Source organism: Streptomyces sp. NPDC088354, from assembly GCF_044753585.1.
In the GTDB taxonomy this organism is placed as follows: domain Bacteria; phylum Actinomycetota; class Actinomycetes; order Streptomycetales; family Streptomycetaceae; genus Actinacidiphila.
Map to the genome: position 1 here is coordinate 202,509 of NZ_JBIVNJ010000008.1, position 15,202 is coordinate 217,710.

Here is a 15,202-nt window from a genome sequence, read left to right on the forward strand (position 1 = left end):
CGCCCGTACGAAGGATCGTGCGAACTCACCTGCGCGGCTGCGCGTCCAGGACCTGCTGGAGCGCCTCGAACTCCTCGACGCACTTGCCGGCGCCCAGCGCCACGCAGTCGAGCGGGTTCTCGGCGATGTGGATGGGCATGCCCGTCTCGGCGCGCAGGCGCTCGTCCAGACCGCGCAGCAGCGCGCCGCCGCCGGCCAGGACGATGCCGCGGTCCATGATGTCGCCGGACAGCTCGGGCGGGCACTTGTCGAGGGTCGTCTTGACCGCGTCGACGATGGCGTTGACCGGCTCCTCGATGGCCTTGCGCACCTCGGCGGCGGAGATGACCACCGTCTTGGGCAGACCGGAGACCAGGTCGCGACCGCGGATCTCGGTGTGCTCCTCGTCGTCGACGGAGAAGGCCGAGCCGATGGTGAGCTTGATCGATTCCGAGGTGCGCTCGCCCAGCAGAAGGCTGTACTCCTTCTTGATGTGCTGGATGATCGCGTTGTCCAGCTCGTCGCCCGCCACCCGGATGGACTGCGCGGTGACGATGCCGCCGAGCGAGATGACGGCGACCTCGGTGGTGCCGCCGCCGATGTCGACGACCATGTTGCCGGTCGCCTCGTGGACCGGGAGCCCGGCGCCGATCGCGGCCGCCATCGGCTCCTCGATGATGTGCACCTGGCGCGCGCCGGCCTGAGTGGCGGCCTCGATGACCGCGCGGCGCTCGACGCCGGTGATGCCGGAGGGAACGCAGACCACGACCCGCGGACGGGCCAGGTAGCGCCTCTTGTGGATTTTGAGGATGAAGTAGCGCAGCATGCGCTCGGTGATCTCGAAGTCGGCGATCACCCCGTCCTTGAGAGGACGGACCGCGACGATGTTGCCGGGGGTCCGGCCGATCATCTTCTTCGCTTCGGAGCCGACCGCGAGGATGCCGCCCGTATTGGTGTTGATGGCGACGACGGACGGCTCGTTGAGGACGATCCCGCGACCCCTGACGTACACCAGCGTGTTGGCAGTGCCGAGGTCGACAGCCATGTCACGGCCGATGAACGACATGTTGTTCGCCATGAGGGTACGTCTGGCCTTCCCGAGCTGGAGCAGTGTGGGGGTGAGCACGGCGGGGCGCTGAGCGCGAAGCCTGAGGAGCGGAGATTCCATCCTAGTCGCGCCTGCCGGGGCGCGGGGTCAGGGATCCGCCGCCATTGTCGTCAGAACGCACACCCGCCCCCGGCAATGGTGACGCCGTGTCGGCGGAATTGGTTCCCCCGTACGACCGGCATATGCCGCGAGGTGGCCGGGAAATTTCCGGCCACCCATTGCGCTGATCGGGCGTCAGCGGGGAATCCGGGGCGAACGACGGGAAGGATCAGGCCAGACCGGGGAAGAAGATCTTGATCTCCCGCTCGGCGGACTCCTCGGAGTCGGAGGCGTGGATCAGGTTCTCCCGGACGATGGTGCCGAAGTCGCCGCGGATCGAGCCGGGCGCGGCCGCGATCGGGTCGGTCGGGCCGGCCAGCGCGCGCACGCCCTCGATCACCCGCTCGCCCTCGACCACCAGGGCGACGGACGGACCGGCCGCCATGAACTCCATCAGCGGCTCGTAGAAGGGCCGGCCCACGTGCTCGGCGTAGTGCTGCTCCAGGACCTGCCGCTCGAGCGTGCGCAGCTCCAGCGCGGTGATGCTCCAGCCGGCCTTGCGCTCGATGCGGCCGAGGATCTCGCCGACCAGGCCGCGACGAACGGCGTCCGGCTTGAGAAGGACGAGGGTGCGCTGCGACACGGTGTGACTCCTATGTGCGGGGTAGCGGGTACGACGACATTACCGGGCGCCGGTGTGCGCCACGGCCCACCCCCTCGGCACTGGTCAGGCCGTCCGCGCCGCCCGGGCCGCCTTGGCCTGGTCGACCTTCCGGCCGTAGTGGACGGCGGCCCACCACAGCGCGGCGAAGACCAGGCCGAGGAAGAACATCACCGGCAGGACGAGCCCGCTCAGGACCAGTCCTGCCTGGAGCACCCAGCCGACCGTCAGACCGCCGCGGCGGCCCAGCATTCCGCAGAGCAGCACGCACAGTGCCATGGCGACACCGCAGACCGCCCACACGCTGCCCGCCGACAGGTCCGGCTGTTTCATCGCGACCAGCCCCGCGAAGCCGATCACGAAGAATTCACCGATCAGAGTGCTGGCGCACAGGGTCCGCATCCGCTTTGTTCCGCTTCTCGCTCGTCACTTGCGGCCCAGCAGCAGCCGGGCCTCTCCCACGGTGACCACCGATCCGGTGATCAGTACCCCGGCGCCGGAGAACTCCCCCTGCTCCTCGGCCAGTGTGACCGCCGCCTCGATGGCGTCGTCCAGGCGCGGCTCGACCTGCACCCGCTCGTCGCCGAAGACCTCGACCGCGAGCGCGGCCAGTTCGTCCACGTCCATCGCGCGAGGCGTGGAGTTCTGGGTCACCACGACCTCCGCGAAGACCGGCTCGAAGGCCTCCAGCAGCCCGCGCACGTCCTTGTCGCCGCTGGGGCCGACGACACCCACCAGATGGGTGAAGCCGAACGCGTCCGCCAGCGAGCCCGCGGCCGCCCGCGCGCCCGCGGGGTTGTGCGCCGCGTCCAGCACCACGCTCGGGCTGCGGCGGACGACCTCCAGCCGGCCCGGCGAGGTGACGCCCGCGAAGGCCGTACGGACCGTGTCGACGGCCAGCGTGCGGTCGTGCTCGCTGCCGATGCCGAAGAACGCCTCCACGGCGGCGAGCGCCACGGCCGCGTTGTGCGCCTGGTGCTCGCCGTGCAGCGGCAGGAACACCTGCTCGTACTCGCCGCCCAGGCCGCGCAGCGTCAGCAACTGCCCGCCGACCGCGACCTCACGGTGCACGACGCCGAACTCCATGCCCTCCCGGGCCACCGTCGCCCCCACGTCCACCGCGCGCTCCAGCAGCACCTGCGCGGCCTCGACCGGCTGCTGCGCCAGCACGACGGTGGCGTCCTTCTTCACGATCCCGGACTTCTCCACCGCGATCTCCCCCGGCGTGGAGCCGAGCCGGTCGGTGTGGTCCAGCGAGATCGGGGTGACCACCGCGACGGTGGCGTCGATGACGTTGGTGGCGTCCCAGCTGCCGCCCATGCCGACCTCGACGACCGCGATGTCGACCGGTGCGTCGGCGAAGGCCGCGTAGGCCATGCCCGTCATCACCTCGAAGAACGACATGCGGTGCGGCTGCGAGGCGTCGACCATCTCCACGTAGGGCTGGAGGTCGCGGTAGGTCTCGATGAACGTCTCCGGCGCGATCGGCCGCCCGTCCAGGCTGATGCGCTCGGTCACCGACTGCACGTGCGGACTGGTGTACCGGCCGGTGCGCAGGTCGAAGGCGAGCAGCAGCTGCTCGATCATGCGCGCGGTGCTGGTCTTGCCGTTGGTGCCGGTGATGTGGATCGAGGGGTACGCGCGCTGCGGCTCGCCGAGGATGTCCATCAGGGCCGTCATACGGTCCAGCGACGGCTCCAGCTTGGTCTCCGGCCAGCGGCCGGCCAGCTCCGTCTCGACCTCGCGCAGGGCCTTGTCCAGCTCCGGGTCGGCCGGGCGGCCGGGGACGTCGTCCTCCTGGGCCACCGGTCCCCCGGCCCGCAGGGTGCGGCTGCCCGCCTCGATGACCGCGAGGTCGGCCTCGCGGACGGGCCCGGCCTCTTCGTCCTCCTCGTCGTAGCCGCCGTCGCCGGCCTCGGCGTTCAGGCCGAGCGCGGTCAGCGGGTCGGAGAGGGGTGACTCGTCATCGAGGTCGTGGTCGGGGTCGTGGCCGTTGCCGGGGCGCGAAGTACTCACACCCCCAGTCTACGAACCGGGCGGACCGGTCCGGGCCGTGGGGGGGGGGGGCGCCCCCCCCCCCCCCGCCCCCCGCCCCCCCGCCCCCGGGCGCCCCCCGGGGGGGGGGGGGGGGGGGGGGGGCCCCCGCCCCCGCCCCCCCCGGGGGGGCCGGGGGGGGCGGGGGGGGGGGGGGGGGGGGGCGCCCCCCCCCCCCCCACGGCTCCCGGTCACGCCTGCGGCAGGGACGCCAGCTGGGCGGTGATGCGGGCGATGTCCGCCTCGGCCGTCTCCAGCCGGGTGCGGATCTTGGCGACGACCGGGTCCGGGGCCTTGGCCAGGAACGCCTCGTTGCCGAGCTTCGCCGTGGCCTGCGCCTTCTCCTTCTCCGCCGCCGCGAGGTCCTTGGCGAGCCGCTTGCGCTCGGCCTCGACGTCGATGACGCCGGAAAGGTCCAGGGCGACCGTGGCGCCCGCGACCGGCAGGGTGGCGGTGGCCGCGAAGCCCTCGCCCTCCGGCTGGAGGCGCAGGAGCTGGCGCACGGCGGCCTCGTGGGCGTCCAGACCGGTACCGGCCAGGTCCAGGCGGGCCGGGACCTTCTGGCCGGGCTGCAGGCCCTGGTCGGCACGGAACCGGCGGACCTCGGTGACCAGCGACTGGACGGCGGCGATCTCCCTCTCGGCGGCCGCGTCGCGGAAACCGGAGTCCCGCGGCCACTCGGCGGTCACGAGCGTCTCGCGGCCGGTGAGCGTCGTCCACAGCGTTTCGGTGACGAAGGGGACGACCGGGTGCAGCACCCGCAGCAGCTTGTCCAGCACCTCGCCGAGCACCCGCCCGGACACCTCGGCGGGTCGGCCGCCCGCCATGAAGGTGGTCTTGGACAGCTCCACGTACCAGTCGAAGACCTCGTCCCACGCGAAGTGGAACAGGACGTCGCTGAGCTTGGCGAACTGGTAGTCGTCGTAGAGCGCGTCGACCTCGGCGACCGTGGAGTCCAGCCGGGACAGGATCCAGCGGTCGGTCGCCGACATCTCCTCCGGAGCGGGCAGTTCGCCCTCGACCGTGGCGCCGTTCATCAGCGCGAAGCGCGTGGCGTTCCAGATCTTGTTGGTGAAGTTGCGGGAGCCCTGGACCCAGTCCTCGCCGATGGGCACGTCGGTGCCGGGGTTGGCACCGCGCGCGAGCGTGAAGCGCAGCGCGTCGGAGCCGTACTTGTCCATCCAGTCCAGCGGGTTGACGACGTTCCCGAAGGACTTCGACATCTTCTTGCCGTTCTGGTCACGGACCATGCCGTGCAGGGCGATGGTGTGGAACGGCGGGGTGCCGTCCATCGCGTACAGGCCGAACATCATCATCCGGGCGACCCAGAAGAAGAGGATGTCGTAGCCGGTGACCAGGACGGAGTTCGGATAGAACTTCGCCAGGCTCTCGGTCCGCTCGGGCCAGCCGAGGGTGGAGAACGGCCACAGGCCGGAGGAGAACCAGGTGTCCAGGACGTCGGTGTCCTGCGTCCACCCGTCGCCGGCCGGGGGCTGCTCGTCCGGGCCGACACAGACGACCTCGCCGTTCGGCCCGTACCAGACCGGGATGCGGTGGCCCCACCACAGCTGGCGCGAGATGCACCAGTCGTGGAGGTTGTCGACCCAGTCGAAGTAGCGCTTCTCCATCTCCTGCGGGTGGATGGCGACCCGGCCGTCGCGGACCGCGTCCCCGGCGGCCTTGGCCAGCGGGGCGACCTTGACCCACCACTGCATGGACAGCCGCGGCTCGATGGTGGTCTTGCAGCGCGAGCAGTGCCCCACGGAGTGGGTGTAGGGGCGCTTCTCGGCGACGATGCGGCCCTCGGCACGCAGGGCGGCGACGATGGCGCTGCGCGCCTCCAGCCGGTCCAGGCCCTGGAAGGGGCCATGGGCGGTGATGATCGCGTGCTCGTCCATGACGGCGAGGTTCGGCAGCCCGTGGCGCTGGCCGATCTCGAAGTCGTTGGGGTCGTGCGCCGGGGTCACCTTGACGGCGCCGGTGCCGAAGGCCGGATCCACGTGCTCGTCGGCGACGATCGGGATACGGCGGCCGGTGAGCGGCAGTTCGATCTCGGTGCCCACCAGGTGCCGGTAGCGCTCGTCCTCGGGGTGGACGGCGACCGCGGTGTCGCCGAGCATCGTCTCGGCGCGGGTCGTGGCGACGACGATCGACGCGTCGCCCTCGCCGTAGCGGATGGAGACCAGCTCACCCTCGTCGTCCTGGTACTCCACCTCGATGTCCGAGATGGCGGTCAGGCAGCGCGGGCACCAGTTGATGATCCGCTCGGCGCGGTAGATCAGCTCGTCGTCGTAGAGCTTCTTGAAGATGGTCTGGACGGCCTGGGAGAGGCCCTCGTCCATGGTGAAGCGCTCGCGCGACCAGGCGACGCCGTCGCCGAGGCGGCGCATCTGCCCGGAGATCTGGCCGCCGGACTCCGCCTTCCACTGCCACACGCGCTCGACGAAGGCCTCGCGCCCCAGGTCGTGCCGGGACTTGCCCTCCTTGGCGAGTTCACGCTCCACGACGTTCTGGGTGGCGATGCCGGCGTGGTCCATGCCGGGCTGCCACAGCGTCTCGAAGCCCTGCATGCGCTTGCGGCGGGTGAGGGCGTCGATCAGCGTGTGCTCGAAGGCGTGGCCGAGGTGGAGGCTGCCGGTGACGTTCGGCGGGGGGATGACGACGGTGTACGGCGGCTTGTCGCTCTTGGCGTCCGCCTCGAAGTAACCGCGCTCTACCCAGCGCTCGTACAGGGGCCCCTCTACCTCGGCCGGCGCGTACTGGGTCGGCAGTTCGGGGGTCACGCTGTTCGGCCCGCTCGCGGCGGCCTGCTGAGTGTTGTCGGTCACGGCGCTCAGTTTACGGGCGCGGCCGCCCCGCCAACGAATCCGGTGGCGCCGGGGCGGACGCGCGGGACCGGACGCCCCGGAGGGACATCCCGGAGGACGGCCCGACGGATGACCGTGCACAGACAAGGGTAGGGGGATCCACGGGCGTCCGGCGCACTGCCTCCCGGCCGTCGCACCGCGGGACGTACGGCGGGGCCCACGGCGGGTGGGGCGCGGCGGAACGCCGGGACGGACGGTGAAACGGTCGCACTACGCCGCCGGTTCGCCCCCGCGCGACGGCAAACGGTCACCCGCACGGTCTTGTTACCGATCCCTGACGGACCGGAGGTGAAGACGGGTTGAACAGTCGCCAGGATGAGCACCAGACCGCAGTGGACAACGAGGGGACCTCCGCATGAGCTTCAACCAGCCGCCTCCGCAGCCGGGTTGGGGTGGCCAGCCCGGCTACGGCCAGCCCCCGCAGCCGCCCACGCAACCCCAGTCGCAGGTCCCGCCCGGCTACGGGGCCGCGCCGCAACCCGGTTACGGCTACCCGCCGCAGCCCGCGCAGCCCCCGCAGGGCGGCATCCCGCAGCAGCCCGGTGCCTGGGGCCAGCAGCCCGGTGCCTGGGGCCAGCAGCCCGGCGCCTGGGGCCCCCCTCCCCCGCCCTCCGGCGGCGGCAAGGGCAAGGTGGCCGGCATCGTCATCGGTGTCGTGCTCGCGATCGCCCTGATCGGCGGCGGCCTGGTGTTCCTCCTGGGCGGCAAGGGCGGCGGCCTCGGCGGAGGCGGCGACTACACGCTGTCGATGCCGGCCACGCTGCTGAACGGCGAGTACGCCAAGGACCCGTCGAACGCCGCCAACTCCGGCCTCAGCAACGGCGAGTCGGGGAACGACGCCGGCATCAAGAGCGCCAAGACGGTCTCCGGCGCGTACAAGAACTCCTCGAACTCCCAGTTGGTGGTCTCCGGCGCCTACGGCGACATCAGCGACCCCGGCGCCGCCCTGGACGCCATGCTCACCGGCTTCAAGAACAGCGCCGGTTCCTCGACGGGGCAGGACCCCACCGAGCAGCACCCGGCCGGCTTCGACGGCGACGTCATGAAGTGCGGCACCTTCGGTTCCGGCGGGGTCACGTTCCCGTACTGCGCCTGGGCCGACGACAGCACGGTCGCCATGGCCATGAACATGAACCTGGACATCCTCGGCACCACGAAGGCCCCCTCGCTCTCCGAGTGGGCCGACAGCACCGTGAAGATCCGCGACGAGGTCCGCGTCAAGAAGTAGCACCGCACACACAGGTGAGGGGCGCCCGGCCCTCGCCGGGCGCCCCTCACCTGTGACGGGTGCGGTGGAGCGCTACGCGCTCTTCTGCTCGCCCTTGCCGATGATGCGCGGCTCGCGCGGCACCAGGGTGGGGTTCACGTTGGAGTGAACGACGTCCTCGCTGATGACGACGCGGGCGACGTCCTTGCGGGACGGCACCTCGTACATGACCGACATCAGCACCTCCTCCATGATGGCGCGCAGACCCCGCGCGCCGGTCTGGCGGAGGATGGCCTGGTCGGCGATGGCCTCCAGGGCGCCGCGCTCGAACTCGAGCTCGACACCGTCGAGCTCGAACAGCCGCTGGTACTGCTTGACCAGGGCGTTGCGCGGCTCGACGAGGATCTGCAGCAGCGCCTCGCGGTCGAGGTTGTGCACGCTGGTGATGACCGGCAGACGGCCGATGAACTCGGGGATCATGCCGAACTTCACCAGGTCCTCGGGCATGACCTCGGAGAACTGGTCCGCGGCGTCCATCTCGCGCTTGGAGCGGATGGTCGCGCCGAAGCCGATGCCCTTGGCGCCCGCGCGGGACTCGATGATCTTCTCCAGGCCGGCGAAGGCGCCGCCCACGATGAAGAGCACGTTGGTGGTGTCGATCTGGATGAACTCCTGGTGCGGGTGCTTGCGCCCGCCCTGCGGCGGCACCGAGGCGGTGGTGCCCTCCAGGATCTTCAGCAGCGCCTGCTGGACGCCCTCACCGGAGACGTCGCGGGTGATCGACGGGTTCTCGCTCTTGCGGGCGACCTTGTCGATCTCGTCGATGTAGATGATCCCGGTCTCGGCCTTCTTGACGTCGTAGTCGGCCGCCTGGATCAGCTTCAGCAGGATGTTCTCGACGTCCTCACCGACGTAACCGGCCTCCGTCAGCGCCGTGGCGTCCGCGATCGCGAACGGCACGTTGAGCATCCGGGCCAGGGTCTGCGCCAGCAGGGTCTTGCCGGAGCCCGTGGGGCCCAGCAGCAGGATGTTGGACTTGGCGAGCTCGATGCCGTCGTCGTGACCGCGCCCGCCGTTCTCGCCGGCCTGCACCCGCTTGTAATGGTTGTAGACCGCGACGGAGAGCGCCTTCTTCGCCGGCTCCTGGCCGACGACGTAGCTCTCCAGGAACTCGTAGATCTCGCGCGGCTTGGGAAGGTCCTCCCAGCGCACCTCGGAGGACTCCGCCAGCTCCTCCTCGATGATCTCGTTGCAGAGATCGATGCACTCGTCGCAGATGTACACACCGGGCCCTGCGATGAGCTTCTTCACCTGCTTCTGGCTCTTTCCGCAGAATGAGCACTTGAGCAGGTCGCCGCCGTCACCGATGCGTGCCACGAGGTGCTTCCCCTTCGCCTGGGTCCCGTCAGTTCGACGAGTCCTGGTGCTTGCCTATCGACGGTACCTTGCCGCGCCCCCAGTGCGGGCCCCCCTTGGAACGACTGGGCCGTGACCTGCACAACCCTGCCGCCCCAAGAGGGGACTTTCGTGCCTCACGAGGCCCGGAAGGCCTCTGGCGGTCCTCAGACCGCGACGCTCGAACTCTTGCGAGTGGAGACGATCTGGTCGACCAGACCGTAGGAGAGGGCCTCCTCGGCGGTGAGGATCTTGTCGCGCTCGATGTCGTCGCGGATCTTCTCGATCGGGGTGCTGGAGTGCTTGGCGAGCATCTCCTCGAGCTGCGCACGCATGCGCAGGATCTCGTTCGCCGCGATCTCCAGGTCCGAGACCTGGCCGCGGCCGGTCTCGCTGTACGGCTGGTGGATCAGGATGCGGGCGTTCGGCAGCGCCATGCGCTTGCCGGGCGTCCCGGCGGCCAGCAGCACGGCCGCGGCGGAGGCCGCCTGGCCCATGCAGACCGTCTGGATGTCCGGCTTGACGAACTGCATCGTGTCGTAGATGGCGGTCAGCGCCGTGAAGGAGCCGCCGGGGCTGTTGATGTAGACCGAGATGTCGCGGTCCGGGTCCATCGACTCCAGGCACAGCAGCTGCGCCATGACGTCGTTGGCGGAGGCGTCGTCGATCTGGACGCCCAGGAAGATCACGCGCTCCTCGAAGAGCTTCGCGTACGGGTCGTACTCGCGAACGCCCTGGGAGGTGCGCTCGATGAAGCGCGGGACGACATAGCGGGCCTCGGCGGCGCTCGTACGGTCGTACATACCGCTGCCGGGGAAGTTCTGGGTGGTCACGTTCACCGTCCTGATGATGAGCAGTGGGCTGGGGTCGGTCCTGCGGGGCTGATCGGGCTCATGCCCGTCAGGCGCCCGTGCCGCCGCCGCCCGGTACGTTCACCGCGTGCGTGATGACGTCGTCGATCAGGCCGTACTCCTTGGCCGCGTCGGCGGAGTACCAGCGGTCGCGGTCGGAGTCGCGGGTGATCTCCTCGACACTACGGCCGGAGTGCTGCGCGATCAGCTCGGCCATGCGCTTCTTGGTGCGCAGGAGCTGCTCGGCGTGGATCTTGATGTCGGACGCCGAACCGGCGAGACCGGCGGACGGCTGGTGCATCAGGATGTCGGTGTTCGGCAGCGCGAAGCGCTTGCCCGGCGTACCGGCCGTCAGGAGGAACTGGCCCATGGAGGCGGCCAGGCCCATGGCGATGGTGACCACGTCGTTCTTGATGAACTGCATGGTGTCGTAGATCGCCATGCCCGCGGTCACGGAGCCGCCGGGGCTGTTGATGTAGAGGTAGATGTCCTTGTCCGGCTCGGCGGCAAGGAGGAGCAGCTGCGCGGTGATCTTGTTGGCGATGTCGTCGTCAACAGGCTGGCCGAGGAAGATGATCCGCTCGCCGAGCAGCCGGTTGTAGACCTGGTCGCCGAGGCCACCGATGGTCGGCTCGCCGGCGGCGGAAGGCATCGGAGTCGTCACGTATCCACCTGCTCGTTGTCGGACGGCGCTGAGCCGTCTCAGGGACTTCTCGTAGGGCACGGGCCCTCGTACTTACGGACCCTAACGCGCAGGTGGGGCCCAGCAATCCCCCACGCGAAACTGTTCGCTGTGAGCGCAGGCTCGCCCTACGCCGTGAGCGAACCCGAGCAGAACGGGCCCGGACGCGCGGGGCGTCCGGGCCCGTCGTACGACGCATCGGGCGGCGCGGGGCTCAGGCCTCGGCGTCGTCCTTCTTCGTCTCCGCGGCCTCGTCGCCGGTGCCGGAGGAAGCCTCGACCGTCTCGCCGGTCTCGTCCTCCTCGTCCTCCAGGTCGACGACCTCGCCGTTGGTGTCCTTGACCGTCGCGGCCTCGACCACCAGGGCCAGCGCCTTGCCGCGGGCGACCTCGCCCACCAGCAGCGGCACCTGGCCGCCCTCGACGACGGCCTGGGCGAACTGGTCGGGGCTCATGCCGGAGGAAGCCGCACGGCGCATGAGGTGCTCGGTGAGCTCCTCCTGGTTGACCGACAGCTTCTCCTTGGAGACGAGCTCGTCCAGCACGAACTGGGTCTTGATGCCCTTCTTCGCCTGCGACTCGATCTCCGCGTCGTACTCCTCGCGGGTCTTGCCCTCGCGCTCCAGGAACGTGTCCCAGTCCAGGCCCAGGGCCGGGAACTGGTGGTGCTCCAGGTTGTGCGTGCGGGTCTCGATCTCGTCGTTCAGGAGCTTCTCGGGCAGCGGGATCTCCACCAGCTCCAGGAGGGCGTCGAGCACCTTCTCCTGCGCCTGGGTGGCCTGGTCGTACTGCTTGATGCGCTCCTGGCGCTTGACGGCGTCGGCGCGCAGCTCCTCCAGCGTGTCGAACTCGCTGGCCAGCTGGGCGAAGTCGTCGTCCAGCTCCGGCAGCTCACGGGACTGCACGGAGGTCACGTCGACCTTGACCTCGGCCGTCCGGCCGGCCGCGGAGCCGCCCTTGAGCTCGGAGTCGAAGGTGGCGGTGCCGCCGGCCTCGAGGCCGGTGACGGCCTCGTCGATGCCGTCGAGCAGCTGGCCGGAACCGATGGTGTAGCTGACGCCGTTGGCGATGCCGTCCTCCAGCACCTCGCCGTCGACCTTGGCCTCCAGGTCCACGACGACGACGTCGCCGTCGGCGGCGGCGCGCTCGACCACCGTGGTGGACGCGAAGCGCTCGCGCAGCTGCTCGAGGGACTTCTCGACGTCCTCGTCCGACACCTCGATGGCGTCGACGGTGACCTCGATGCCGGAGTAGTCCGGGATCTCGATGACCGGGCGGATGTCCACCTCCGCGGTGAACTTCAGCTCCTCACCGTCGTTGAACTCGGTGATGTCGACCTCGGGCTGGCCCAGGACGTTGAGCTCGCCCTCGTTGACCGCCTCCGTGTAGAACTTCGGCAGGGCGTCGTTGATGGCCTCTTCGAGGACCGCGCCACGGCCGAACCGCTGGTCGATGACGCGCGCGGGGATCTTGCCCTTACGGAAGCCCGGCACCGTGACCTGCTGGTTGATCTTTTTGTACGCCGCGTCGAGGCTGGGCTTGAGCTCCTCGAAGGGCACCTCGACAGTGAGTCGAACCCGGGTCGGGTTCAGAGTCTCGACGGCGCTCTTCACGGTTGGGTCTCCTTGGGGGCTTTACGTTGATGGGCGGCCGCTCGGGGATCATGCGGATTCGGCAATGCGGCCGCATGCCGGGTGGCCAGCAACCCATCCTACCGGTACCACAAACGTGCAGCCGGGCCTCTCCGGCGCATGGCGCCGGGGACTGGTCGGGGTGGCCGGATTCGAACCGACGACCTTCCGCTCCCAAAGCGGACGCGCTACCAAGCTGCGCCACACCCCGTCGGTGCGACACGTAGAGTACATGCCCCCGCACACCCTGGCGCCCATATGTGCCGGTGCGCGGAGGCCAGGTCGATCGGCTACGATGCGGTGTGCCAGAATGACTGGCCGTTGCGGGCGTAGCTCAATGGTAGAGCCCCAGTCTTCCAAACTGGCTACGCGGGTTCGATTCCCGTCGCCCGCTCTGCAGGACGTAGGCCCAGGTCAGGGGGAGTTTTCCCCGGCCTGGGCCTTCGTCGTCCGCGGGGGTGGATCAGGGCTGCCCGGCCGGAACCGTCTCCCCAGGCGCCTCATCGGTTCACGCGGTGCCCGTGCCGGTGCCGGACGCGAGCGTGTTGCCGCGTGGTGCTCCACGACGGCGGGGCGCATGTCCGATGGCACACGCCATTGGAGTGGTTCCTGCGCGGGTCGCACCCCGCGCTCCGGCGAAGGCGCGCCCGGTGAGCCGGTCCCGGGGATCTTCCGGTGCGACGCGACGACGACGGGCAGGACGCCCGCCGGACGGTCCCCGAGCGACGTGCGCCAATCGCGCCGCGATCGAGGTCGGCATCCTGACGGCACAGACCGATCGGCTCACCCCGTCGGGGCCGCAGAACGCTGCCATCAGAACGAGTGCCCTGCACCGCGGCGGCACGGTCTCCGCGACGGCGAATGCCTCCGGGATCGTCGCCCTTGGACGGTGCCGCCGCACACCGCCCGGTGCCCCAGGTCGGGTTGACTGACCTGGGGCACCGGGGTGGTCACACTCGGGACGGATTCACGCCGTTCGGCGTGACATCACCCGCCGGACGAGGTCCGGGCTGCTTGCTCAGTCCTCGCAGGCATGTCCGGCCAGCAGGGGGGCGCGCCACTCCTCGTAGCAGCCCTTGTCCTCGCGGTCGTCGTGGCGCGGGGCGTCCTGGTAGTCGCCGTGGTCCGGGCGATCATCCTTGTCCTGGTAGTCGCCGTGGTCCGGGCGGTCGCCCTTGTTCGGGCGGTCACCCTTGTTCGGGCGGTTGCCGTGGTCCGGGCGGTCGCCCTTGTTCGGGCGGTCACCCTTGTTCGGGCGGTTGCCGTGGTCCGGACGGTTGCCGTGGTTCGGGCGGTCACCGTGATTCGGGTATCCGGGAAGTCCCGGGTATCCGGGGGGGCCGGCGGGTCCGGGCGGCCCTGCGGGTCCACCGGGCCCTGCGGGTCCACCAGGTCCAGCGGGTCCACCAGGTCCAGCGGGCCCTGCGGGTCCGGGCTGCCCGGGCTGTCCGGGAGGACCAGCGGGTCCTGCGGGTCCACCAGGTCCGGCCGGCCCTGCGGGTCCGGGCTGTCCGGGCTGTCCGGGCTGCCCAGTGGGTCCGGGCTGTCCGGGCGGCCCCGTCGGCCCCGCAGGCCCAGTCGGCCCCGCAGGCCCAGTCGGCCCCGCAGGCCCAGTCGGCCCCGCAGGCCCAGTCGGCCCCGCAGGCCCGGTCGGCCCGGTCGGCCCGGTCGGCCCGGTCGGCCCGGTGGGTCCGGTGGGTCCGGTGGGTCCGGTCGGCCCTGCCACGCCGCAGACCGGCCTGGTGATCTTGTCGCTGATCAGGGTGACCGCGCCGTTGCGCGCCAGGAGCCGGCCCGCGATCGCCGCGTTGGCGCTGACGGAGATGGACGTCAGGGCCATGATGGTGCCCTTGAAGTCGGCATTGGTCCCGATGGTGGCGGAGCTGCCGACCTGCCAGAACACGTTGCAGGCCTGTGCTCCGTTGATGAGCTGGACGGTGCTGCCCACGTTCATGGTCAGGGCCGAGCCGACCTGGAAGATGAACACGGCGTTGGGATCACCCTGTGCGTCGAGGGTGACGGTCCCGTTGACGGCGAGGTCCAGTGCCGCAGCGGCGGTGTAGACGCCGGGGAGGAAGGTCTGGGTGTCGAGCTGGGTTCCCGCGCTGCCGTCGGACGGCCTGCCGGCCGCGTCGTTGTAGGCGGTGGTCAGGTCGGACTGCGCCTGACCTGCGACGGCGTCGGTGATGTGCGTCGCTCCGACGACCACTCCGGGCGGAAAGCCCGTCACCGAGGTGCCGGGACTCAGTCCCAGGTCGCCGATGATGACGGTGGGCCCGGTATTGGTCACCGTGGTACCGGCCAGGACCCCGTAGGTGGTGGCCGTTCCCAGGCCGACCGCCGGGGGCGAGACGGCCTGGGCGAAGCTCGAAATCATGGTGACCATCGCCAGCGCCACCACTCCGGGCAGGGTGACGAGGGATGCTTTGAGCGCAGCACGTCTCCGGCCCCTGGCTATGGGGGCGGGCGGTATGGCAGTCAGTGCCATGGAACAAAACCTCTCTGTTCGCCGTCGAGCCAGGGGCCCCCGGGCAGGGGGATCCGAGCTTTTGAACTGAGATCGGGTCAGGCCGCAGCCCCCACGTGGCATCCAGACTCCGCGGGCTCACCGCCGAGGGGGACCAAAATGCACTTAACGGCCGAAGTGGCCACCAACCTTCTCTCAACGCCCAGATCGTATGGAACCGGCATATGCCGTGCATGGCGGTAGGGGGCCATAGGGGGTGCAGTTGGGCATTTATTCACACCG

Annotated in this window: 11 protein-coding genes and 2 tRNA genes; 2 read left to right on the top strand and 11 right to left on the bottom strand. The window is 70.3% G+C overall.

Annotated elements, in window-relative coordinates; genetic code table 11:
• Positions 1–25 precede the first annotated feature (25 nt).
• The 5 genes from ACIP98_RS15425 to ACIP98_RS15445 all read right to left on the bottom strand — a co-directional run bounded on the left by ACIP98_RS15425 (position 26) and on the right by ACIP98_RS15445 (position 6,649).
• Entirely contained in the window at positions 26–1,045 is a 1,020-nt protein-coding gene (locus tag ACIP98_RS15425) for a rod shape-determining protein (protein ID WP_319661577.1), read from the bottom strand.
• A 310-nt stretch (positions 1,046–1,355) separates the two neighbouring features.
• On the bottom strand, positions 1,356–1,769 hold the full coding sequence (gene ndk, locus ACIP98_RS15430) for a nucleoside-diphosphate kinase (RefSeq protein ID WP_319661334.1): 414 nt from the start codon (positions 1,767–1,769) through the stop codon (positions 1,356–1,358).
• A gap of 84 nt (positions 1,770–1,853) precedes the next feature.
• Entirely contained in the window at positions 1,854–2,189 is a 336-nt protein-coding gene (locus tag ACIP98_RS15435) for a DUF4233 domain-containing protein (RefSeq protein ID WP_319661335.1), read from the bottom strand.
• 24 nt (positions 2,190–2,213) lie between these two features.
• On the bottom strand, positions 2,214–3,713 hold the full coding sequence (locus ACIP98_RS15440; protein ID WP_401976304.1) for a bifunctional folylpolyglutamate synthase/dihydrofolate synthase: 1,500 nt from the start codon (positions 3,711–3,713) through the stop codon (positions 2,214–2,216).
• Between the two features lie 299 nt (positions 3,714–4,012).
• On the bottom strand, positions 4,013–6,649 hold the full coding sequence (locus ACIP98_RS15445; protein WP_319661336.1) for a valine--tRNA ligase: 2,637 nt from the start codon (positions 6,647–6,649) through the stop codon (positions 4,013–4,015).
• A 394-nt stretch (positions 6,650–7,043) separates the two neighbouring features.
• Between ACIP98_RS15445 and ACIP98_RS15450 the strand changes: the two genes are divergently transcribed.
• Positions 7,044–7,916, top strand: a complete 873-nt coding sequence (locus ACIP98_RS15450; protein ID WP_401976196.1) for a hypothetical protein — start codon at positions 7,044–7,046, stop codon at positions 7,914–7,916.
• A 72-nt stretch (positions 7,917–7,988) separates the two neighbouring features.
• Here the strand turns inward: ACIP98_RS15450 and clpX are convergent, their stop codons facing one another.
• The 5 genes from clpX to ACIP98_RS15475 form a co-directional block, all read right to left on the bottom strand.
• Positions 7,989–9,272 (bottom strand): ATP-dependent Clp protease ATP-binding subunit ClpX, encoded by a 1,284-nt coding sequence (gene clpX / locus ACIP98_RS15455; RefSeq protein WP_319661338.1) that lies wholly within the window; start codon positions 9,270–9,272, stop codon positions 7,989–7,991.
• 185 nt (positions 9,273–9,457) lie between these two features.
• Complete coding sequence (locus ACIP98_RS15460) at positions 9,458–10,093, bottom strand: ATP-dependent Clp protease proteolytic subunit (protein WP_319661579.1); 636 nt, start codon at positions 10,091–10,093, stop codon at positions 9,458–9,460.
• A gap of 97 nt (positions 10,094–10,190) precedes the next feature.
• Positions 10,191–10,793 (bottom strand): ATP-dependent Clp protease proteolytic subunit, encoded by a 603-nt coding sequence (locus tag ACIP98_RS15465; protein ID WP_319661580.1) that lies wholly within the window; start codon positions 10,791–10,793, stop codon positions 10,191–10,193.
• A gap of 244 nt (positions 10,794–11,037) precedes the next feature.
• On the bottom strand, positions 11,038–12,435 hold the full coding sequence (tig, locus tag ACIP98_RS15470) for a trigger factor (RefSeq protein WP_319661339.1): 1,398 nt from the start codon (positions 12,433–12,435) through the stop codon (positions 11,038–11,040).
• Between the two features lie 152 nt (positions 12,436–12,587).
• Positions 12,588–12,664, bottom strand: a tRNA-Pro gene (locus ACIP98_RS15475).
• 112 nt (positions 12,665–12,776) lie between these two features.
• Here ACIP98_RS15475 and ACIP98_RS15480 point away from each other — a divergent pair.
• Positions 12,777–12,847: transfer RNA gene (locus ACIP98_RS15480), tRNA-Gly, on the top strand.
• Between the two features lie 624 nt (positions 12,848–13,471).
• Here the strand turns inward: ACIP98_RS15480 and ACIP98_RS15485 are convergent.
• Positions 13,472–14,941, bottom strand: a complete 1,470-nt coding sequence (locus tag ACIP98_RS15485; RefSeq protein ID WP_401976199.1) for an ice-binding family protein — start codon at positions 14,939–14,941, stop codon at positions 13,472–13,474.
• Between the last annotated feature and the right edge of the window lie 261 nt (positions 14,942–15,202).